The sequence below is a fragment of the Candidatus Paracaedimonas acanthamoebae genome, assembly GCA_017307065.1.
Lineage (GTDB): Bacteria > Pseudomonadota > Alphaproteobacteria > Caedimonadales > Caedimonadaceae > Paracaedimonas > Paracaedimonas acanthamoebae_A.
Window position 1 is genome coordinate 55,978 of the sequence record JAFKGL010000014.1, and the last position, 21,023, is coordinate 77,000.

Below are 21,023 nucleotides of genomic sequence, written 5' to 3' on the forward strand. Positions count from 1 at the left end.
ACAATAAATCATGAATTCTTCAACTTATACGCGCCGCCTAAATGAGAATGACTTAGAAAGCTTTTTTCAATTACGCCTTGAGGCTTTGCAAAATTCTCCCACAAGTTTTCTAACTTCCTATGAAGCCGAAAAATCTCGTGGGATGAATGCCTATAAAAGCCTCCTCAGTCAAACAAGTATGCAAGAAATTATTCTAGGGGCATTTATAGACCAAAAACTCGTTGGATTTATTGGTCTTTTTCAAGAAAAACTCCCCCACATTCAGCATAAATGCACTCTCTGGGGAACTTATGTCCAACCTCTCTATCGAAAGGCGGGTGTAGGGAAACTGCTAATGGAGTCAGCTCTTCAGCACGCTCAAAAAATAATTGAATGTCACGTCGTTTATTTAGGGGTTGAAACGACAAATAATGCTGCACGAAAATTATATGAATCCTGTGGCTTCAAAATATGGGGCACTGAACCTCATGCTTTGAGAGTAAAAGATCAGGCTTATGAAATTAGTCATATGTCTCTTATCTTAAAAAAATAAAGGAGAGGATCTCGCCTCTCCTTTCATAATTCATTCAGAAAACTTTTTAAATTAATGCGTTTTCTTTGCTTTTTCATAAAAATCTTGGGCATTTTTCATGTGTTGCTTAACTGAAGCGCTCATATCTTCATGGAAATTCTTACTGGCTTCTGTTAAATGTTTTCCAACATGTTGCGTATGTTTCATCCAATCTTGAAAACCCGCCTTAACCGCATCGCCATGAACTTTCATTTGTTCTTCGAGTGTTTTAGCACTCATGGCTTGCTTAAGCGTTTGGTTTGCTTGTTCAACGGCATTCTTTGTATATTCTTGATGAAGACCCGCAATTGTTTTAATGGCCTCCATGGTCGATTTTTGAGAACCGGCAAAAGCTTCAAGATTTTTGCGTTGAATAGCAAGAAGTGCTTCATAATCAATTGAGGGCATCTTCATATCTTTAAAAAATTCAAACGGATTATTTTGTGTTTTTTTATCGGAATTTGCTTGATCTGTCATAATATTCTCCCCTGTTATATTTATCTTTTAATTATATTCTTAAATTAAAATGAGGTCAACTCTTGCCTCTTTTCATATTTTTAATCAATTATTTCCTATTGCACCCCATTTACTGAAGGACCTTTAAAGAGCCAATCATATATTTGGTCTACTCCGTCTGGATTTAAATCATCAACAACTTCTTGAAGTTTTTTAGCCGCTCTACTGATTCGATCAATTTTATCTCCTCGCCCAATTGCCTTGATACGGCGGCAAGATAGACACGAAAATAATTGACGCCCTCTGTGGCGTGCATTTGAGATAAACTCATCATATCCTGATGCCAGGAAAGCTCCATTTCTAGGCCAACCATCAAACACCATAAACAATAAAATTGGGATTCTTATATCATTATCAATATGGTTTTCTGTCTTTAAATCTCCTCTTGGTAAAGCTGTTAATTTAGTCCATGCATACCAAGAATCTGGTATTGCAAGAACCCCTCCCAAAATAAGACTACTGATTCCAATCGTGCGTCGTATTTTCGGGTGATTTTCAGCATACCAGTAGGGAAAATCGTTTTTAAAAATAGAGTTAAAGTATTCTTGAATACCACCTTCTTCAAAAAAGGTCGCAACAATATCTAAGATAGCAGCTCCTCCATAGGTAAGTATATTTCTTGCCAATCCTTCAGTAATTCCCCAAGCTCCAAAAGAATAATCTATCAGCCAAGAATATAAGAAATATCGAGAAATTATAGCTCCACAAGAAATAACGTTTGTTAAGCGCGTGACAGTCTTATCTTTTAAAGACTGTGACATATGTCTATTAACGTCTAATTCAGTATAATTGTTTTTTTCCTTAGAGTTACTTAAACTCTCATGCATATCAAAATCAACTTGACCTTTACTTATATCTTGAATCGGAATAAGACGGGCTTTTCCGTTTCTATTCAAAGCGCCAATCTTTTCTGGAATACTCACTTCCTTAGAACTGATAGACTTATAAGTCTCATCTATCTCGTTATCTCCACGCTCGTGTAACTTCAAAGTCTCTAAGTGCTGTCTTATAGTCCCCCGCTTAATTTTGGTTATTTCAATTTCACCACGATGCTTTTCCCACCTTATATGTTTTTTTGCGGCAGCGGATGTATATTTATATAATTGGGAAAACTTAGAAAGAGCATATGGCCCTACAAAGATCCAGAAAAGAAGACGATTTTCTTTTTTATGCTCAAGACCAGATAAAACAGAAGCATAAATGACACTCCAGGCTCCGGCATATATAGCATTCAATAATTTAAAATAAGTTGATTTACCTTCTAGTCTATAAGACTCAGGAATTTCTAAGGGTGATTCAATTCTCCTTATGATAGGTAATCTATTGACGACTGGCATACGTTTCAAAAGGTAAGAATGTGATGCAACTTCAGCAAAACCTTCTCCTAAATGAGTTGATGTCGCAGGCGTTAATAGGCCTGTTATAGCACCAATTATCACCCAATCGAGATTTGAACCGACCGGAACTTTATAACCAGTCATCAATAAAACAGAATTTAAAAGCGTGAAAATTATTAAGGGATCCCATCCTTGCGCGGCGGCGAATCCCATGAATCCTCCTATCCAACGACCTATTTTTTGATTTAAAGGTTCGTCAAATGTAAAGGCGCGCTGTTGAATACAATTTTCTAATTTATCACTATCTTTTTCTTCAATAGAGAACTGACCTGCAATAGCAGAGGATATCACCATAGAATTATAACCTTCATCAGCTTCTCTTCCTGCCGCTGATGGAATTAAATGCCTACTTTCTTCGTCACTGCTATCATCCATAGAAGCCATATAAGATGCAGAAATCGGTTTACAAATAAGGATTAATAATAGGAATATTTTTTTTAACATTGTTTGCCCCCAACCAAGTTTTTCAGTACCTTAATATGAGATTATCTTCCTGACAAGAATAGTTTTTTATTTTTTTGAGATATATAATCAGTCAAAATGATGTATGATCTTGGCTCTATTAATCTTAATTTTTAGCCTTTTAACTTGAATTAAGCTTCTTCTTTTTCTACTAAGATTTCTTCATTATTACTGAGATTAAAATTATTTCCCGCATATAAATGATGAACGATTGTCAAAATTGTAAAGATAAAAATTAAATTGGTAATTTTATGATTCATTTCCTGTACTCATTACTTTTAACTTCATGATTAATAAAAAAATTAATTAATTAGATATTAAAAATCACTATCAAAGAATTTTTAAAAAGACTTCAAAATCCCTTGAAGCCTTTTTATTTTTTGTCCTAATGCTTATTCTATTTCGTCTTGTTTAGAGACTTCTTTTTCTTCGCCCACGACTTGATCTGTCTTATCATCTCTGGGATCCCAAAAATTCGCCTGAAGAACATTCGCAATCGCGAGTGAAAATGTATACAAAGACCATAATATAATTGTTTTTTTCATTTTTCCCCCCTGTTTAACTTGGCCAGGACCTATTCTCAAACGAAAAGGTTAAGGATGTGTTAACAAATTACATATTTAAAAAATCAATAATATTTTTGAGCCCTTTATCGACATGCGCTAAGGTCTTTGCCATGTCTTGTGTTTCATCGTCAAACCAAAATTTAAGTGTATAAAGATAGAAAAAAGAAAGAATTTTGATATTAAGTTTGCCTTTAATACCTTCAATAGGAACCCCGACAGCCCCAAGAATTATGCTCATCGAGTGAAGACCTGAAAAAACGCCACTTGGAAAACTGATTGGATCACGCCAAATTGTGAGAATAATATTTTTCAAAGATTTTTTATAGGCTTCCATGACTTCAAAACGGCACATGATAATATCAAATAGCTTTTCTTGAAGCATGAGATCTTCATTCCCTTCTTCATAAAGCTCCAACATTTTATCATCAATAAATTGCACAACACCTTTCAGAAGATCACAACGAGTCGGAAAGTTTGTATAAAGCTGAATCGGCGTTATTGATAGTTTTGCCGCTAACTCTTCCATAGTTAGGGCATCCCAAGATGTCTGTGCTAATATTTCTAAGGTAGCCTCTATAATTTTAGAGTGTATTCCTGTTGATTCCATGAATCTAAACCTTAGCTTATTTGCCTCTACGCTTCGCCTACGGTATCAAGCATTGCAACAGATGCAGCCTCTTTTGCAGATTTTCCACCCCAAATTACAAATTGAAAAGCTGGATAGAATTTCTCACACTCGGCAATACTAATATTAATCATCTCCTCAACGACTTCAATAGCTAAGTTTTTCACATTCAAAAGAAGATAACCATACCGATAAGTTGGAACACCTTCTTCAGGCATCATTTCAAAATGACCGATCGCTAATTTTTCATTAATCAGGCACAATAATTCTTGAATTTCTGTTTTTACTTTTGTCTGGAGACGAATATCCATTAAGCAAAAGAGTTGTAAAATATTTAAATCTTCTTGCCAGATGAATTGCAAGCGATAGTCACACCAACGACCAGGGATTTCAATTAAAAGCTCTTCAGAACTCAATCGATAACAAGGCCATTCTTCAGAATTTAAAGTCTCTTCTATAAAATCAATAGGGTTATTAGATGAAACAAGCGATTTTGAGGATGGACGTGGCAAGTATAAAACCTCCGATATAAGAATACGTGATTACATACCATATCAAGAAGGTATAACCCAAGAGAATTCGCGCAGCAGCTATTGCTGCTTCATTTTTGCTTCAGGCATTGCCTTTTCTTGAGATGATTGAGACTGATGCTGTTCAGTTTTACATAATTTTTTCTTTAATTGGCAGAATGATCTCATTAGTTTGCACATCATTTTTGCAACTTCATCAAAGAGTCGATTTTCGCTTTGCATTTTATTCTCCTTCTTGTTGGATTATAACTTGCGAGAGCTTAATTGCCAGCTTATATTTCTACAAGATCAAACAATAAAGGAAGAGTGCATGTTAGTTGTCACCGGAGGGGCTGGTTTTATAGGGTCTAATTTACTTGCCAGACTTGAACAGGAAACTCAAGCTCCGTTAGTCGCTATTGATACTTTGGGAAAAGACGAAAAATGGAAAAATTTACGCCACCGTAATCTTGCTGAGATTGTCGCACCTTCCCACGCGTTTTCTTTTCTTAATTCTCATATTGATGACATAAAGGCTATTTTTCATTTAGGAGCGATCTCAACAACAACAGAAACAGATGCTGATCTTGTGATTGAAAATAATCTCACCTTCTCAATAAATTTACTTGAATGGTGCACCATCCATCGAAAACAGTTTATTTATGCTTCATCTGCCGCAACTTATGGGGACGGAAATGAAGGCTTTGAGGATAATCAACAAGTAACGGCTCTTAGAAAATTACTTCCTTTAAATGTCTATGGATGGAGTAAGCATGCTTTTGATCTTCGCATCGCGACGCGTCAAGAAGCATATAAGCCCCTTCCGCCTCAATGTGTGGGCCTTAAATTTTTCAATGTTTATGGGCCTAATGAATATCATAAGGGAGCCCAACAAAGCGTCGTCAGTCATATTTTTGAGACTTTAAAAACTCACTCTCACGCAAGGCTTTTTAAATCTTATCATCCTCACTATCAAGATGGGGGACAACTTCGCGATTTTATATGGGTAGATGATTGTGTTGATATTATGATTTGGCTCTATAAAAATCCTCAAATTAACGGTCTTTTTAATGTAGGAACAGGCAAAGCACGTTCTTTTCTTGATCTCTCAAACGCTGTTTTTCAGGCTCTGAACAGACCTTCAAAAATTAAATTTATCGAGATGCCAGAAGGTTTAAGAGAAAAATATCAATATTATACACAAGCACAAATGAGCCATCTTCGAGAGGTTGGTTATCAAAAACCCTTCACATCCCTTGAAGAAGGAGTTAAACAATATATTCAAAATTATTTACTTCAATCAAATCCTTACAGGTAATACATGCCCTTTATTTATCCAAATATAAATCCTATTGCGCTTCAATTAGGTCCTTTGTCCATTCATTGGTACGGACTTGCATATGTCGCAGGAATTCTCTTGGGATGGCGCTATGCTCTTTGGCTCATTAAAAAGCAGCCACTTAAAATCACCCCTCAAAATCTCACTGACTTTATTTCTTTTGCCACAATTGGAATCGTTCTAGGGGGTCGTCTTGGGCATGCTATTTTTTACGCACCTGAATATTATTTTCATAAACCTTGGGAAATTTTATTTCTCTGGCAACCAGGTATGGCTTTCCATGGAGGTCTTCTTGGGTTTTTGGGAGCATCTTTATGGTTTTGTCGTAAATACCAAACTCCTTTTTTAGAGCTAATGGATTTAGCTGCTTGTGCCGCTCCTATTGGGATCTTTTTTGGTCGCCTAGCAAATTTTATTAATGGTGAACTCTGGGGCCGAGCAACTGGACATAATTGGGGAATGATTTTCCCCCATGTTGATGCTCTCCCCCGTCACCCAAGTCAACTGTATGAAGCCCTTAGTGAGGGGCTCTTCCTTTTTCTCATCTTCTTTGGCATTACCCGTTTCACTGCTTGGCGTCAAAAATATCAAGGCTCATTATCCGGGGCTTTTCTTATTGGATACGCGATCGCCCGCATTATTATTGAGTGTTTCAGAGAGCCTGATCAGCATATTGGTTACCTTCTCTGGGGAACAACCTTAGGCCAATGGTTAACACTGCCTTTACTTCTATTTGGTTTCGGTCTCATCGTCTTTGCACAGAAGAAAACGCCTCCTTATGACGCCATGTGAAAATCATCTTCGTACCCGTCTTAAAACTGACCAATGGCTAAGTATTGCCGAATTTATGAAGACTGCGCTTCATGATCCTCACTATGGTTATTATTCTCAACAACACGTCATTGGGAGTCAAAATGATTTTATCACCGCTCCTGAAGTCTCTCAATTTTTTGGTGAAAGTCTTGGTTTCTGGCTCTTAAATATTTGGGAAAAACTAGGAAGACCTTCTCCTTTTATCCTGCTTGAGCTTGGGCCAGGACGCGGCACTCTTCTTGCTGATTTACTCCGCTTAACTTCTCAGCGTCCAGATTTTATCCAAGGGATTTATTTATATCTCGTTGATATCAATCCACATCTAAAAGCCCATCAAGAGAAGCAACTTTCAGCCTACTCACCTCAGTGGTTTGAGGCTCTTTCATCAGCTCTAAAAGCAGCTCAAGGTTTACCTCTTTTTGTGATTGCAAATGAATTCTTAGATGTTTTCCCCATTCACCAATACATGCGAACATCTACTGGATGGCATGAAAGAGGCATCGCTATAGATACAACAGAATCTCTCACATATTCCCTCACAAAAAATCCTCCTGAGATTAATCCTTCCTTTTTTCCTTCTGAGGCAAAAGAAGGAGATATTTTTGAAACATGCCCTGAAGCAGAACAAGTTGTTAGAGAGATAAGTCAATACTTAACTCAACATCAAGGAGGCGCTTTATTCATTGATTATGGATACAAAGAAGGCACAGGAGATACTTTTCAAGCCCTCTATCAACATCACTATATTTCTCCTCTTGAACATTTAGGGGAAGCTGATCTGACAGCTCATGTTCATTTCGGAGCTCTTCTTAATTTGCTTGATCACTTCCCTTCTCTTCATAAGAATTTGTCTTCTCAAGGAGATTTTTTAAAAGTTTGCGGGATTGAGCCTTGGGCTCATAAAGTGATGCAAAAAGCATCTCCCCAACAATGTGAAATCATAAATCATGCGCTTCATCGGTTGCTCAGCCCTCATCAAATGGGCACTCTTTTTAAAGTTCTTGAGGTTTATTCAGCATGTTAACTCCTTTACAATCTCCCGTGTTTTCAACAATTTCCAACCTTAAACATGGATTTTTTACGCGCCAAGGTGGCGTTTCTGAGGGAATTTATGCTTCTTTAAATTTAAGTGTATCAAAAGGAGATTCAGCGGAAAATATCGATGAAAATCAACGTCGCGCTATGAAATGGTTTAATGATAAGCCTCTCCTCTTTATGAATCAAATTCATGAGGATGAAATTTTATATGTGACCTCCCCTTTTGATTTTCATAAACTCCCCAAAGTAGATAGCCTTATCACAAGTTCTCCAGACCTTGTTTTAAGCGTCATAACAGCAGATTGCATTCCACTCCTTTTAGCCGACTCTGAATCAAACTTCATTGGCGCTGTTCATTCTGGCTGGCGAGGAACATTAAAAAATATTGCCGGGAAAACTGCCCGAAAAATGAGAGAACTCGGTGCTAAAAAAATCTATGCTGCTTTAGGTCCTGCCATTAGTCAAAAACATTTTGAAGTTGGGCCAGAAGTTTATGAAGCTTTTAAAGATCAATACTCAAGCTTTTTCATACCAAGCCTTACGCCAAACCGTTATCTTTGCGATCTCAAAGGGATCGTCGTTGAACAACTCTGGCAAGAAGGCATCGACATGACTGACGTTCTTTCTCATGATACCTATTCAACCCCTGATCTTTTCTTCAGTTGTCGTCGTTCAACACACCAAAATGAAGCTCATTTTGGATGCCAACTCTCGGCAATTATGATCACTTCTCTTTCGTGAAATAATTCCTTAAATACAAAAATAACTTATTGAATATAAATAATTATTTAATATATTTATCTCGATAAATGTAACGATTTTTCTCGACAAAAAGCTCATAATTTGCTATAGTTAAAGTATAAAGGTTGATCTTACCTCCTCAAGAATCAAAGGCCTTTTTTAAATTATGTTTAATCATTCTGTGAAAGATAAAGGAGAAACTATGTTTTAAAAAAATAAAAGATAATATGGAAAAATGACACAATAACGTTTGCTGTATTTAAAGATTTTAAACAGGGAAAATGACGATTTTCCAATCTTAAAATCTTCGCTTATACGCTTGCGAAAAGAGAGGTCTATATGATAAAAATATAAAGAGAAAATGTATGAAAATTAATAACCACAACCTATTGACTCTTTTGAGCTCTAAAAATTGAAAGTCCTTCAATGAATCAAGCCTCAAAAAGATATGCCGAAGCGCTTTTTAAAAGTGCTGCGGAAAGTAAAGAAATCGAAAAAATTCGACAAGAATTGTATGTCTTTAAAAAACTTTTTAATCAACACGCAATCCTAGAAAAAATACTCTACACGCCTCTTCTTAGCAAAAAAGAAGTTGCTGATGCTCTTCTTGAACTTGCAAAGAGGATTGGGTTCTCAGCTTTATTCACGAACTTTTTACAAGTTCTTGCGCTTCAAAAACGCCTCCCTCTTTTACAAGATATTACGGCCTCTTTTGAAGAAATTTTTGATCGATCTCAAGGTATTTTAAAGGCTTATATTACTTCTGCGCACAAAATGAATGAAGAACAAAAAAAGCTATTAATTACTCTCCTTGAACAAAAATTGTCTTCAAAAATCATTTTACACGAAAATATCAATACAAACTTATTAGGCGGATATATTATCCAAATTGGCCCCTATCTTTTTGATAATACTCTGAGTTATAAACTAAATAAGCTCTACCAATCACTTAAAAGGATTGCATAATGGAATTAAAAGCAAGCGAAATTACCTCAATTCTTCAAAAACAAATTACTAATTTCGCCCTGAATACAGAATTTTCAGAAATCGGCCATGTGCTAGAAGTAGGTGATGGAATTGCACGTGTTTTCGGTCTTGATCATATTCAAGCTGGTGAAATGGTCGAATTCCCCCAAGGCATTCAAGGTATGGCTCTTAATCTTGAAAGCGATAATGTGGGAATCGTTATTTTAGGCGAAACTGCAGCGATTAAAGAAGGAGATCTTGTAAAGCGTACAGGGCGGATTGCTGAAGTTCCCACAGGAGATTCCCTTTTAGGGCGCGTCGTTGATGCTTTAGGTCAACCTTTAGATGGTAAAGGGCCTTTAGAAAGAACAAAAAAAACGCGCATTGAAGTTAAAGCGCCAGGCATTATTGCGCGTCAATCTGTCACTGAACCTATGCAAACGGGGATTATGGCAATTGATGCGTTAGTTCCAATTGGTCGAGGCCAACGTGAATTGATCATTGGAGATCGTCAAACTGGAAAAACAGCGATTGCCATTGATACTATCCTAAATCAAAGAAAGAAAAATGAAACTGCCTCTGATTCTGAAAAACTTTACTGTATTTATATTGCAATAGGTCAAAAAAAATCGACGATTGCTCAGATTGTAAAAATCCTTGAAGAACAAGGCGCAATGGCTTACACAACTGTTGTCGTCGCCACAGCCTCAGATCCTGCTTCTATGCAATTTTTGGCCCCCTATTCAGGAACAGCCATGGGAGAATATTTCAGAGATAATGGCAAACATGCTTTAATCATCTATGATGATCTTTCTAAACATGCCGTCGCTTATCGTCAGATGTCTCTTCTTTTACGCCGCCCTCCTGGCCGTGAAGCTTATCCTGGTGACGTATTTTATCTTCATTCACGTCTTCTTGAGCGAGCAGCTAAATTGAGTGAAGCATCTGGTGGTGGCTCGTTGACAGCTCTTCCAATCATTGAAACGCAAGCCGGTGACGTGTCTGCGTATATCCCCACTAATGTCATCTCAATTACAGATGGTCAAATCTTTCTTGAAACGGATCTTTTTTATAAAGGGATTCGACCTGCCATCAATGTGGGATTATCCGTCAGTCGTGTAGGCTCAGCAGCCCAAGTAAAAGCGATGAAACAAGTCTCTGGAAAGATTAAGCTTGAATTAGCGCAATACCGTGAGATGGCGGCTTTCTCTCAATTTTCTTCAGATCTCGATGCAGCAACGCAAAATCTCCTTGCAAGAGGAGAAAGACTCACAGAGATGCTTAAACAAGCACAATATTCTCCTGTTTCTTTGGGAGATCAAATTATTGTTATTTTTTCTGGCGTTCGAGGATATTTAGACAAAATTAAAACAAGCGATATTAGCCGTTTTGTAAAAGAGATGCTCTTTACACTGTCAAATCAAAAACCTGAACTCGTCCAAGAAATTCAAGAAAAAGGTATTATCACCTCAGCACGTGAAGAAGAACTTATCCAATTTCTTGATCATTTTATAAGTCTTTTTGCTTAAGAGGTATATAACGCAAAATGCCTAGCCTCAAAGACCTTAAAGATCGCCAACGCAGTATCGTGGCAACAAAAAAAATAACGTCAGCCATGAAGATGATTGCAGCAGCAAAACTAAAAAAAGCACAAACGCAAGCTTATGCTGCTCGACCTTATACTGAACTCATGGCCACGATGTTAGAAGACCTTCTTGCCCGTATTCAAGATCCTACTCAGTTGCCTGTTTCCTTTATTGGACGCACCCCAGCTCGCTCACATATGATTATTCTCACGACATCTAACCGAGGATTAAGTGGAAGCTTTAATTCCTCCCTTGTTCGAATGGCAGAGACTCATATTAAAAAGTTACAAGCAAAAAACCAGGACGTAAAAATCTATTGCATAGGACGCAAAGGAAAAGAGCAACTTTCCCGTTGCTATCATCCGCTTATCATCCAAACTGTCGATGCTCTTGATAAACCTCGCTTCTATGATGCCTCAAACATCGCAAAAGAGCTTTTTAGTTTATTTGAGAATCAAGAATTTGATGCGTGCAGCATTATTTACAATAAGTTTATTTCCGCTCTCGAGCAAAAAGTAACTCTAACTTCTCTTATTCCTTTTAAATTAGAGCACGATAATCCGGCTCAACAACGAATTGATAAAGCTCCCCAAGCTTTAAAATCTCCTTACGAATATGAACCTGGAGAATCAGAAGTTCTCGATCAACTCTTATTCAGGAATTTAGCTGTACAAATTTATCATACCCTTTTGGAAAATGTGGCAAGCGAGCAAGGTGCTCGCATGTCTGCAATGGACACCGCAACTCGAAATGCAAATGACATGCTTAAAACAATTAATCTTACCTATAATCGGACACGACAAGCTTATATTACAAAAGAATTAATTGAAATTATTTCTGGGGCTGAAACACTTTAACTGCAACCTAAAGCAATATGAAGAAGGATAAATCAATGATACATGAAGAAACCAAAGGCAAAATTGAACAAGTAATTGGTGCCGTCGTTGATGTTGCCTTTGAAGGTTCTCTTCCTTCTATCTTAAATGCCCTCCATGTTCAAAACCAGAACCAACTACTTGTACTCGAAGTTGCCAAGCATTTAGGCAATAATATCGTTCGTACAATTGCTTTGGACTCTACAGAAGGTCTTGTGAGAGGCCAAGAAGTTATCAATACGGGGAAAACAATTGAAATTCCCGTAGGTCCCGAAACATTAGGACGAATTCTGAATGTTATTGGTGAACCTATTGATGAACGTGGCCCCATTAAAACTAAAAAAAGATATCCTATTCATCGGGCACCACCGAAATTCACAGAACAATCAACACAAACGGAAATGCTTGTCACTGGAATTAAAGTCGTTGACCTTCTTGCCCCCTATTTGAAAGGGGGAAAAATTGGCCTTTTTGGAGGGGCCGGCGTTGGAAAAACCGTCATTATTATGGAACTTATTAATAATATTGCGAAAGCACACGGTGGATATTCTGTTTTTGCGGGGGTTGGCGAAAGAACACGAGAAGGCAACGATCTCTATTATGAAATGATTGAATCAGGTGTCATTGACTTAAAAGGAACTAACTCTAAAGCAACGCTTGTTTACGGACAAATGAACGAACCTCCAGGGGCCCGTGCCCGTGTTGGTTTAACAGGGCTTTCAATTGCTGAATATTTTAGAGATGAAGAAAATCAAGATGTCCTTCTCTTTATTGATAATATTTTCCGCTTTACACAAGCAGGGGCTGAAGTTTCCGCTCTTCTGGGAAGAATTCCTTCTGCCGTCGGCTACCAACCCACGCTTGCAACCGAGATGGGTGAGTTCCAAGAACGTATTACAAGTACCAATAAAGGTTCTATTACTTCCGTCCAAGCTATTTATGTTCCTGCAGATGACTTGACTGATCCTGCTCCTGCGACGTCATTTGCCCATCTTGATGCAACAACCGTTCTCAACCGACAAATTGCCGAGCTCGGTATTTATCCTGCTGTTGATCCTTTAGATTCAACGTCACGGATTTTAACGCCTGCAATAGTTGGTGAAAAACATTATACCGTTGCACGAGAAGTGCAACGTATCCTGCAAACCTATAAATCTTTACAAGATATCATTGCGATTTTAGGAATGGACGAACTTTCAGAAGAAGATAAATTAACAGTTGCACGTGCCCGCAAAATTCAACGTTTCCTCTCTCAACCTTTTCACGTAGCAGAAATATTTACAGGCACTCCTGGGATTTTTGTTCCTTTAAATGAGACCATTAATGGCTTTGAAGGTATTGTTGAAGGACGCTATGACTATCTTCCTGAAATGGCTTTTTACATGGTTGGCACGATTGATGAAGCTATTAAAAAAGCCGAGCTAATTTCTTAAAAGGCGAAAAGTAAAGCAATGTCTTCTAAATTACACTTCAGAATTGTCTCTCCAGAACGCCTTCTTTTTACAGATGATATTGAGATGGTTATCATTCCTGGAAGCAGAGGTGATTTTGGCGTGTTACCATCCCACTCTCCGATGGTTTCAACTCTTCGTCCAGGTCTTGTGACGATTTATAATAGAGGCAATATTCAAGAAAGAGTTTATGTGGCTAATGGATTTGCCCACCTCACTGAGACCGATTGTACAATTCTGGCAGAAGAAAGTATTTTTCTCGCAGAAATGAATGCTGAAATGATTGAAGAAACTATTAAATATGCGAAACAAGAGCTTGAAAATGCCCGGACAGAAGAAGAAAAAGCAGCTCTGAAACGTGATCTTGATTACATTCGCTCAAAACTTGAACTTTTACGGCGTGTGAATCAATAAATAAGAAAAAGCCACTGCAAAGCAGTGGCTTTCTAAATTCAAGTAAAAAGTTTTACTTTGTCTCTGCAGGCTTTTCTGCTGCTGCAGGTGCAGCTGCCTTTTCTGTTGCTTCTTGGTGCTGATGTGAACGCAAAGTTGAAACATTTTCAACAACAGGCTTACACATTTTTAAACCACCGATAAGACCAAGTGCGTTGCTTTGATCTTTTGCATCAACTGCGCCGCCTTGAAGAGATGTAATTAAATGTGTTATAATTGCGGAAAGATCATCTGCGCTTGCTTGCACTTTTTCATGCGTTTGATCCGCTTGTTTTGGCTCAACTTTAACATCCTTACGGAATTCTGAAGCTTGCTTCACAACAGGTGCACAAACTTGAAGAGCACCAACGAGTTCATAAGCTTCATTTTGTTCAGCCTTAACAATTGTTCCATCTTTAATTTCTTTTAAAATTTCATTCGCAACAACTTCTAAGTCAGCCGCTGTAAAAGCGTGATGCTCATGAAGTTCATTTGCATTAACTGTTGCACCCAACAAACTAGCGATAGCTGCTCCTAAAAATAAATTCTTAAACATTAAATTTCTCCATCCTGTATAAAATTGAAACACTAACTTACACTCAAGATTTATAAGATAATACTTAAAACTTTATTAATTGCCTAAACTTAATTCAAAAAAAAGGTTCCTGAAAAATAAGAAAATGTGCGATGAAAAAAAGAGAGTTGAAAATTATTCAATGTTTTTTAAGCAGCTTGTTTAAGAGGATCTTCTACTCCTTTTATAAATATTTCTTGTCTTGGAATTCTTTTTGAAAGCTGATTAATAAGTAAGCCTACCATAATAAAAGTTGCCGCAATAAAACATTCTTGAGTTAATTTTTCATCAAGAATAATGGTTGATGCTAAAGCCCCAAAAATCGGTGTTAACATTGTAAAAGGTACAATCCTTGCAGGTTCATACTTTTCAAGTAAATATGTATAACTGGTCGTTGCCACAATTGTTGCAAAAAATGAAGAATAAATGATGGCCAATAACGAAGACCACTTAAAAGTCAGGCAAGCTATGCAGATAGCTTCCCAACCATCAACAATAAAAGAAGTAAAAAACATTGGAATGGGCGGAATTAAACAACTCCAAATAATAAGCGAAAGCATATTTATTTTTTGATTTTGCCCCTTAAAAAGTAAATTCCCCATGGCCACAGACAAGGACGCAAATAAAATCAGAATGAAGGTTATCCAGCTGAACTGCCCCCGCCCATGAAGAGCGATCATACTTACTCCCGCAAATGCCAATATAATTCCCACAAGTTCTAATTTCTTAGGCTTATAATAGAAAAATATTGATGAAAGCAGGACCGTAAAAATAGTTTGCGTTTGCATAAGAAGAGAACATAAACCCGCAGGCATTCCAAGATAAAGCCCAAAAGCTATTCCAGATAATTGACAAATCCAAATTAATAAAGAGAATTTGAAAATTAGGCTCTTTGAACAATTTGGTTTTTTAACAAAAAAGATAAGCGGGAAACAAGCAAATATAAATCGTAGAGCAAGTTGTAAAAAAGGAGGGAAAGAAACTAAACTTAGTTTTATTGCAACAAAATTTGTTCCCCACAGAAAAGTTACAAGAACAGCTAGAAAAATATCTTTAAGAACCATCTCGAAGAAAGTATTTATGTATAATAATATATATAACGTAAATATATTAATCTTTTTATAACTTGGCAAGTACATTATTTAAAATTCATTTTTCTTATCAAAAAATTATTTTTTTATTAATAAATCGTTTACCCCCTGTTGCTACGCTCTAACAAATTTTTGATAAAAATAGTTCAATCCTAGATTCCTGATTGGACTCTAAAAACCATGTTTATTAAAAAGTTATAAAATGCTTAGATTATAGAATAAGGGAGGATAAAGATGACTGGACGTATTGCCGTTGTAACGGGAGGAACAAGAGGAATTGGGGCCTCAATTTCCCAAGCTCTGATGAAAGCTGGATATCGCGTAGCTGCAACTTATCAAAGTGATGATGTCGCCGCGGAAACTTTTAGAAGAAGCACTAATGTTTCTGTCTTTCGATGGGATGTAACTCATTATGAAGATTGTATAAAAGGTCTTCATTTAGTTCAACAACAACTTGGAAACATTGATGTTCTTGTTAATAATGCCGGAATTACATCGGATGGCATGTTTCATAAGTCTACATCTCAAGACTGGGCAAAAGTACTCAATACCAACCTTCTCTCTTGTTTTAATATGACACACGCTGTCATAGAAGGAATGCGTGAACGTAATTATGGACGCATTATTAACATTAGTTCAATTAATGGCCAAAAAGGCCAATTAGGACAAACTAATTACGCAGCTGCCAAGGCCGGCATTATAGGTTTTACAAAAGCCTTAGCTCTTGAGAATGCAAGAAAAAATATTACTGCGAATGCAATAGCCCCTGGATATATTGCAACCGACATGGTGAAGGCTGTTCCCCAGGAAGCTTTAGATAAAATCGTTGCTCAAATTCCTGTTGGTAGATTAGGGGAACCAGAAGAGATCGCAAGAGCCGTTGTATTCTTAGCCGCAGAAGAAGCTGGATTCATTACGGGCTCGACTCTCTCTATTAATGGTGGTCAATATATGGTATAAAAATTAATCCTAAAAAGAGAATTTGACTTTTTGTTAGGGTAAAAAATACGATTTAGTAAGGAAAGAATAATTATGATACTTGATGCTACAGACTCCACATTTCAAAAAGAAGTCCTTGAATCTTCCGGCACTGTTTTAGTTGATTTCTGGGCAGAATGGTGTGGGCCATGTAAAATGCTCTCCCCTATTTTGGACAATTTATCGACAACAATTCCAAATCTTAAAATTGTTAAGGTTAATATTGATCATAGTCCTCAAATTCCAACTCAATTTGGCGTCAGAAGCGTTCCAACACTCATCTTATTTAAAGATGGTCAACCCGCTTCAACAAAAATCGGCGCACTTCCACAGAGAAATCTTGAGGAATGGATAAAAGAACACCTTTAAACAATCATAGAAGGGATTTTAAATCCCTTCTAATTTTTAACTTTAAATATAAACAATAAAGTGAATACAATGGGCAGGGAAAAACAACAAGCAGACGATCAGCAAAAATGTAGCTTTGATCCACTTCAATTATCACAAGCACTCATGTTTGCCGCGATGAAAACTCAACATTCTTTCCACGCATTCGAGCCCCTGAAAGATTCTACCTCTCTTTTCAACATCGAAGACATGACAGAAACTTTTCAGACAGCTTTAGAGAAGCTTAGCACACAACCTGATAAAATTATTTCTGCTTCTCAAGAATATCTCAAAAGCACTTTTCAATTGTGGCAGAATTCTCTCAGTGTCCTTTCAGGACAAAAAGAAACTATAGATGAAGTTATTGAAGGAAATATTCCTGATAATCGCTTTAAGGATGAAATGTGGCATAAAAATCCATTCTTTGGATATGCTCGCCAATCTTATTTACTGTGGGATCGATGGATCAAAGATATTGCAACAAATATTGAAGACCTAGACCCGAAAACGGCTTTAAAAATACAATTCTATACCCGACAATTCACCGATAGCCTTTCTCCCAGTAATTTTCCTTGGAGTAATCCAAAAACTGTTCTTAAAACGATTGATTCTAAAGGCATGAATCTCATCCAAGGTATCAATAATCTTTTAAGAGATTTTGAACAAGGCAAAGGCCAAATTAAAATAAAGATGGTTGATCATGATGCGTTTCGTTTGGGAGAAAACATTGCAGCCACATCTGGAAAGGTTATTTTTCAAAATGAATTAATTCAAATAATTCAATACATTCCAACAACTACAACCGTATTTCAAATACCTGTCCTCTTGATCCCTCCTTGTATTAACAAATTTTATATTTATGACTTAAGGCCAGATAATTCATTTGTAAAATGGCTTTTAGACCGTGGGCATACTGTTTTCATGATTTCATGGGTAAATCCTGATCAACGTCTCTCAGAAAAAACTTTCGAAGATTATGTGTTTGAAGGCGTTGGTAGCGCCATTAACACGATCCTTGATCTTACGGGAGAAAAAAAGATCAATGCTGTTGGTTTTTGCATAGGTGGTAATATATTAGGCACTTATGCCGCTTATATGGCTGATGAAAAAAATAATCCTTTAGCTAGCACAACCTATCTTGCAACTTTATTCGATTTTAAAAATCCTGGAGATCTTGGCGTATTTATTGATGAAAAACAAATTAATCAACTTGAGAAAAGAATTTCTCAAACAGGATATTTAGAAGGACAAATCCTGGCGCAAACATTCAACCTTCTTCGAGCAAATGATCTTATTTGGTGGTTTGTTATTAATAACTACTTTTTAGGACAAGAGCCAATGGCTTTTGACCTCTTATATTGGAATTCAGATTCAACAAACCTACCTTCTAAGATGTTTTTATATTATTTAAGAGAAATGTTCATAAATAATAATCTTATACGCCCTAATGGACTGAAACTTAAAAATAAGTTTTTAGATTTAAGTAAGGTCAAAACGCCAACTTTTCTCTTCAATACAAAAGATGATCATATTGCGCCTTGGATGTGCGGTTATGCGGCAACGAGAGTCTTACAAGGCCCTATAAAATTTGTGTTGGGTGGCTCAGGCCATATTGCAGGTGTCTTTAACCCTCCAACAGTGACAAAATATGGTTATTGGACTTCGGATGCACTTGTAGATAAAGCAGAAGAATGGTTTTCAGCAGCGACGCAAAATCAAGGTTCATGGTGGCCTGAATGGGCAGAATGGATCGAACAATATGCTGGCACGAAAATAAAAGCTTCAACAGTTGGTTCTACAAAATATCCGACGTTAGAAGATGCTCCAGGTTCATATGTTCAAATAGGTCAATATCAACAGAAAGTATGATTTAGCAAGTGAAGCTAAAATTTTGGCATCGTAGTCCTCGAAAAACAGAGCGTGTAACTTTCTTTTCACGTTTCAATAAAATCGTCACGTTAACCTACGGAATAGTTATCTTAGCTGCTTTTCTCTTATTTGATTTTCTATTCCAAGAAAATCTTGAATCCAGACTTAATTTTCTCCAAATTCGCTTGCGTGAGCAAACTCAAGCTTTAAATAATATTGTTCGGCCTCGAGCAGATGCCATCCAAGCTCTTCAAATGCAAGCAAGTGATTTCTTAAATGAACAACGAGATCGCTATCAAAATTTTGATTTCAAATTAAAAAATAACCAAGATAATAATTATTATCTTGATGTGGCAAATTTTAATCGTCGAAAAATTGGCAATATTACAGGCATTGGTTCTGCAGAAGAACTTTCAAATTCTACGTGGCAAGAAATTACGATGGCTTTTTCTTTAAATCCTCTTTTTTATGTTTTAAAGAAAAATATTAAAACTGCGTCTTCACTTTATTACGTTTCAAAAAATGGTTTCCGAAATCAATTTCCTTGGCGCCCTTTCTCCGAAACACATTTTGATCCTCAAATTTTTAAAGATCCTATGTATCTTAAAAATCTCCCTACTAATAATCCTAAACGGGAGCCTATCTGGACTGATGTCTATACTTATTCACCTCATTATGGATTAAGTGTGACATGTTCAGCCCCAGTTTATCACAAAATGCAATTTAAAGGCATTGTGGGAATTGATTTTCTACTTGAACCAATCATTGAGTTTATTAATGGAATTACTTACCCAAATGGACGTCTTATTATCGTTAATGATTATGGGACAATTCTTGCGGATACCCAATCAAATAATCGTGTTCCTATAAAAGTTCAAAAAACTCTTCCAAAAGGGATCCAATTAGAAACAATTTATAAACTCCCCCGGAAAACAATTTCCAAAATTGAAGACTACTGGGTTTATCAAGCAAAGTCTCGCTATGCCCCTTGGACTGCAATTTATTTTGTTAAAACTTGGGATATGAATATTTCTACTTTAAAACACATTGGTCCCAGCATTGTCTTCCTTATTTTATTTGCAATCTTTATTCTCATGGGAGCTAACAGTATTATTGCGCAAGAATTTATAAGCCCTGCAAAACAGCTTGTTAATTTCATCTCCACCCAAGCAAAAGAAGGAGAACAGGCTTATCGTAAAATGCGAGAACCTTGGTTTTCTTGGTTTGAGGCTGTCTTTCAAGTATTTGATCAAAATCGAAAACTCATGGGAGAAATGGAAAAACATATTCAGGATCTTGATCAAAAAGTACTCGAACGTACACGAGCCCTTTCTGACAAAAATAGAGCCCTTAGTTTAGCTTTTAACGATCTTCGGAAGGCACAAAATCAAATTATTATACAAGAAAAACTTGCAGGCCTTGGAGCCCTTACCGCTGGGATTGCTCATGAAATAAAAAACCCCCTAAATTACGTTATTAATTTTGCGGAAATCTCTCGTAATTTTACGGAAGAGCTTATGAATATTGCTTCTTCCCTCCCTCAAGGTAAATCCCTTACATTAGAACAACGACAAGAAGTTAAAACGATCCTTACTGACTTAATCGAAAATATGAAGCGTATTGAAGAACATGGTAAACGAGCAGATGCCATTGTTAGAAGTATGCTTGTTCATGCAAGAGGTGGAAATGACAACCAGTACCTTATTGATATTAACCAACTTATTGATGAAAACGTTACTTTAGCGATAACAAGCTTTAAGCAACAAGGCTTTATCCCCAAAATTATTAAAGATTTCGACTTAGAGATTCCTAAAATCCTTGTTTACTCTCAAGGTTTAGGTCGCGTTTTCTTAAATATTATTAATAATGCTTGCTATGTTCTTCATCAAAAAAGAACAACCGTAGGAGAATCTTTCATCGCTGAAATTCATATCTGCACCCGGAAAACAATAGATAACCATATTGAAATTGTTATTCGCGATAATGGCCCTGGAATTTCTGAAGAGCTTCGAAAAAAGATTTTTGATCCATTTTTTACCACCAAACCTGCCGGCAGTGGAACAGGCCTTGGACTTTCATTATGTCATGATATTATAACCCGTCAACATCATGGCACTCTTACAGTAACTTCTGAAGTTGGTCAGTATGCCGAATTTGCCATTACTCTTCCTATTGAAGAACAATTAATGACAGGGTAAACTTGCATAAAAATCATCTTCTACCTTTATTATAAATCGTGAGTAAAATTTCACGGATTA

At 36.7% G+C, this 21,023-nt stretch carries 22 protein-coding genes; 14 read left to right on the forward strand and 8 right to left on the reverse strand.

Annotation, left to right across the window (positions count from 1 at the left end; translation table 11 throughout):
- Positions 1 to 10: 10 nt before the first annotated feature.
- Positions 11 to 532, forward strand: a complete 522-nt coding sequence (locus J0H12_03235; protein ID MBN9412925.1) for a GNAT family N-acetyltransferase — start codon at positions 11 to 13, stop codon at positions 530 to 532.
- Positions 533 to 583: 51 nt separating this feature from the next.
- On the opposite strand, the gene J0H12_03240 is transcribed toward J0H12_03235, so the two are convergent.
- The 6 genes from J0H12_03240 to J0H12_03265 form a co-directional block, all read right to left on the reverse strand.
- Positions 584 to 1,027: a phasin family protein gene (locus J0H12_03240; protein MBN9412926.1), complete on the reverse strand. Its 444-nt coding sequence runs from the start codon at positions 1,025 to 1,027 to the stop codon at positions 584 to 586.
- A gap of 95 nt (positions 1,028 to 1,122) precedes the next feature.
- Positions 1,123 to 2,907: a hypothetical protein gene (locus tag J0H12_03245; protein ID MBN9412927.1), complete on the reverse strand. Its 1,785-nt coding sequence runs from the start codon at positions 2,905 to 2,907 to the stop codon at positions 1,123 to 1,125.
- Positions 2,908 to 3,317: 410 nt separating this feature from the next.
- Positions 3,318 to 3,470 (reverse strand): hypothetical protein, encoded by a 153-nt coding sequence (locus J0H12_03250; GenBank protein MBN9412928.1) that lies wholly within the window; start codon positions 3,468 to 3,470, stop codon positions 3,318 to 3,320.
- Positions 3,471 to 3,537: 67 nt separating this feature from the next.
- The gene (locus J0H12_03255; protein MBN9412929.1) at positions 3,538 to 4,098 is read right to left on the reverse strand and encodes a TetR/AcrR family transcriptional regulator; all 561 of its coding nucleotides are present in this window, start codon (positions 4,096 to 4,098) and stop codon (positions 3,538 to 3,540) included.
- A gap of 26 nt (positions 4,099 to 4,124) precedes the next feature.
- Positions 4,125 to 4,628 carry a YbjN domain-containing protein gene (locus tag J0H12_03260; GenBank protein ID MBN9412930.1) on the reverse strand — a complete coding sequence of 168 codons (504 nt, stop codon included), beginning with the start codon at positions 4,626 to 4,628 and terminating at the stop codon, positions 4,125 to 4,127.
- Positions 4,629 to 4,706: 78 nt separating this feature from the next.
- Positions 4,707 to 4,868 carry a hypothetical protein gene (locus tag J0H12_03265; GenBank protein ID MBN9412931.1) on the reverse strand — a complete coding sequence of 54 codons (162 nt, stop codon included), beginning with the start codon at positions 4,866 to 4,868 and terminating at the stop codon, positions 4,707 to 4,709.
- Between the two features lie 88 nt (positions 4,869 to 4,956).
- Between J0H12_03265 and rfaD the strand changes: the two genes are divergently transcribed.
- The 9 genes from rfaD (at position 4,957) to atpC (ending at position 13,848) form a co-directional block, all read left to right on the forward strand.
- Complete coding sequence (rfaD, locus tag J0H12_03270; protein MBN9412932.1) at positions 4,957 to 5,943, forward strand: ADP-glyceromanno-heptose 6-epimerase; 987 nt, start codon at positions 4,957 to 4,959, stop codon at positions 5,941 to 5,943.
- 3 nt (positions 5,944 to 5,946) lie between these two features.
- Entirely contained in the window at positions 5,947 to 6,756 is an 810-nt protein-coding gene (locus tag J0H12_03275) for a prolipoprotein diacylglyceryl transferase (GenBank protein ID MBN9412933.1), read from the forward strand.
- A complete protein-coding gene (locus tag J0H12_03280) occupies positions 6,743 to 7,801 on the forward strand; it encodes an SAM-dependent methyltransferase (GenBank protein MBN9412934.1) in 1,059 nt (352 codons plus the stop codon). Before J0H12_03275 ends, J0H12_03280 begins: the two co-directional genes overlap by 14 nt.
- Complete coding sequence (gene pgeF, locus J0H12_03285; GenBank protein ID MBN9412935.1) at positions 7,795 to 8,556, forward strand: peptidoglycan editing factor PgeF; 762 nt, start codon at positions 7,795 to 7,797, stop codon at positions 8,554 to 8,556. The genes J0H12_03280 and pgeF overlap by 7 nt, the downstream gene beginning before the upstream one ends.
- A 426-nt stretch (positions 8,557 to 8,982) precedes the next feature.
- The gene (locus J0H12_03290) at positions 8,983 to 9,522 is read left to right on the forward strand and encodes a F0F1 ATP synthase subunit delta (GenBank protein ID MBN9412936.1); all 540 of its coding nucleotides are present in this window, start codon (positions 8,983 to 8,985) and stop codon (positions 9,520 to 9,522) included.
- A complete protein-coding gene (locus J0H12_03295; GenBank protein ID MBN9412937.1) occupies positions 9,522 to 11,051 on the forward strand; it encodes a F0F1 ATP synthase subunit alpha in 1,530 nt (509 codons plus the stop codon). Before J0H12_03290 ends, J0H12_03295 begins: the two co-directional genes overlap by 1 nt.
- Positions 11,052 to 11,068: 17 nt before the next feature.
- On the forward strand, positions 11,069 to 11,965 hold the full coding sequence (locus J0H12_03300; protein ID MBN9412938.1) for a F0F1 ATP synthase subunit gamma: 897 nt from the start codon (positions 11,069 to 11,071) through the stop codon (positions 11,963 to 11,965).
- A gap of 35 nt (positions 11,966 to 12,000) precedes the next feature.
- A complete protein-coding gene (gene atpD / locus J0H12_03305; protein ID MBN9412939.1) occupies positions 12,001 to 13,416 on the forward strand; it encodes a F0F1 ATP synthase subunit beta in 1,416 nt (471 codons plus the stop codon).
- Positions 13,417 to 13,434: 18 nt separating this feature from the next.
- Entirely contained in the window at positions 13,435 to 13,848 is a 414-nt protein-coding gene (gene atpC / locus J0H12_03310) for an ATP synthase F1 subunit epsilon (GenBank protein MBN9412940.1), read from the forward strand.
- 52 nt (positions 13,849 to 13,900) lie between these two features.
- On the opposite strand, the gene J0H12_03315 is transcribed toward atpC, so the two are convergent.
- Both J0H12_03315 and J0H12_03320 read right to left on the reverse strand, forming a co-directional pair.
- Complete coding sequence (locus tag J0H12_03315; GenBank protein ID MBN9412941.1) at positions 13,901 to 14,422, reverse strand: hypothetical protein; 522 nt, start codon at positions 14,420 to 14,422, stop codon at positions 13,901 to 13,903.
- Positions 14,423 to 14,589: 167 nt separating this feature from the next.
- On the reverse strand, positions 14,590 to 15,504 hold the full coding sequence (locus tag J0H12_03320) for an EamA family transporter (GenBank protein ID MBN9412942.1): 915 nt from the start codon (positions 15,502 to 15,504) through the stop codon (positions 14,590 to 14,592).
- 261 nt (positions 15,505 to 15,765) lie between these two features.
- Between J0H12_03320 and phbB the strand changes: the two genes are divergently transcribed.
- The 4 genes from phbB (at position 15,766) to J0H12_03340 (ending at position 20,963) form a co-directional block, all read left to right on the forward strand.
- Positions 15,766 to 16,491 (forward strand): acetoacetyl-CoA reductase, encoded by a 726-nt coding sequence (gene phbB / locus J0H12_03325; protein MBN9412943.1) that lies wholly within the window; start codon positions 15,766 to 15,768, stop codon positions 16,489 to 16,491.
- A 72-nt stretch (positions 16,492 to 16,563) separates the two neighbouring features.
- Positions 16,564 to 16,878 (forward strand): thioredoxin, encoded by a 315-nt coding sequence (trxA, locus tag J0H12_03330; protein ID MBN9412944.1) that lies wholly within the window; start codon positions 16,564 to 16,566, stop codon positions 16,876 to 16,878.
- 69 nt (positions 16,879 to 16,947) lie between these two features.
- Entirely contained in the window at positions 16,948 to 18,765 is a 1,818-nt protein-coding gene (gene phaC / locus J0H12_03335; protein ID MBN9412945.1) for a class I poly(R)-hydroxyalkanoic acid synthase, read from the forward strand.
- A gap of 8 nt (positions 18,766 to 18,773) precedes the next feature.
- Positions 18,774 to 20,963, forward strand: coding sequence for a hypothetical protein (locus tag J0H12_03340; GenBank protein MBN9412946.1), 2,190 nt, complete (start codon positions 18,774 to 18,776; stop codon positions 20,961 to 20,963).
- The last annotated feature ends 60 nt before the right edge of the window (positions 20,964 to 21,023 follow it).

What these genes read in the sequence shown, in the direction of transcription:
- J0H12_03315 (MBN9412941.1), bottom strand. Translation starts at nt 14,422, where the DNA reads ATGTTTAAGAATTTATTTTTAGGAGCAGCTATCGCTAGTTTGTTGGGT.
- J0H12_03275 (MBN9412933.1), top strand. Translation starts at nt 5,947, where the DNA reads ATGCCCTTTATTTATCCAAATATAAATCCTATTGCGCTTCAATTAGGT.
- atpD (MBN9412939.1), top strand. Translation starts at nt 12,001, where the DNA reads ATGATACATGAAGAAACCAAAGGCAAAATTGAACAAGTAATTGGTGCC.
- J0H12_03255 (MBN9412929.1), bottom strand. Translation starts at nt 4,098, where the DNA reads ATGGAATCAACAGGAATACACTCTAAAATTATAGAGGCTACCTTAGAA.
- J0H12_03290 (MBN9412936.1), top strand. Translation starts at nt 8,983, where the DNA reads ATGAATCAAGCCTCAAAAAGATATGCCGAAGCGCTTTTTAAAAGTGCT.
- pgeF (MBN9412935.1), top strand. Translation starts at nt 7,795, where the DNA reads ATGTTAACTCCTTTACAATCTCCCGTGTTTTCAACAATTTCCAACCTT.
- trxA (MBN9412944.1), top strand. Translation starts at nt 16,564, where the DNA reads ATGATACTTGATGCTACAGACTCCACATTTCAAAAAGAAGTCCTTGAA.
- J0H12_03280 (MBN9412934.1), top strand. Translation starts at nt 6,743, where the DNA reads ATGACGCCATGTGAAAATCATCTTCGTACCCGTCTTAAAACTGACCAA.
- J0H12_03265 (MBN9412931.1), bottom strand. Translation starts at nt 4,868, where the DNA reads ATGCAAAGCGAAAATCGACTCTTTGATGAAGTTGCAAAAATGATGTGC.
- rfaD (MBN9412932.1), top strand. Translation starts at nt 4,957, where the DNA reads ATGTTAGTTGTCACCGGAGGGGCTGGTTTTATAGGGTCTAATTTACTT.
- phaC (MBN9412945.1), top strand. Translation starts at nt 16,948, where the DNA reads ATGGGCAGGGAAAAACAACAAGCAGACGATCAGCAAAAATGTAGCTTT.
- J0H12_03295 (MBN9412937.1), top strand. Translation starts at nt 9,522, where the DNA reads ATGGAATTAAAAGCAAGCGAAATTACCTCAATTCTTCAAAAACAAATT.
- phbB (MBN9412943.1), top strand. Translation starts at nt 15,766, where the DNA reads ATGACTGGACGTATTGCCGTTGTAACGGGAGGAACAAGAGGAATTGGG.
- J0H12_03300 (MBN9412938.1), top strand. Translation starts at nt 11,069, where the DNA reads ATGCCTAGCCTCAAAGACCTTAAAGATCGCCAACGCAGTATCGTGGCA.
- J0H12_03250 (MBN9412928.1), bottom strand. Translation starts at nt 3,470, where the DNA reads ATGAAAAAAACAATTATATTATGGTCTTTGTATACATTTTCACTCGCG.
- atpC (MBN9412940.1), top strand. Translation starts at nt 13,435, where the DNA reads ATGTCTTCTAAATTACACTTCAGAATTGTCTCTCCAGAACGCCTTCTT.
- J0H12_03245 (MBN9412927.1), bottom strand. Translation starts at nt 2,907, where the DNA reads ATGTTAAAAAAAATATTCCTATTATTAATCCTTATTTGTAAACCGATT.
- J0H12_03240 (MBN9412926.1), bottom strand. Translation starts at nt 1,027, where the DNA reads ATGACAGATCAAGCAAATTCCGATAAAAAAACACAAAATAATCCGTTT.
- J0H12_03235 (MBN9412925.1), top strand. Translation starts at nt 11, where the DNA reads ATGAATTCTTCAACTTATACGCGCCGCCTAAATGAGAATGACTTAGAA.
- J0H12_03320 (MBN9412942.1), bottom strand. Translation starts at nt 15,504, where the DNA reads ATGGTTCTTAAAGATATTTTTCTAGCTGTTCTTGTAACTTTTCTGTGG.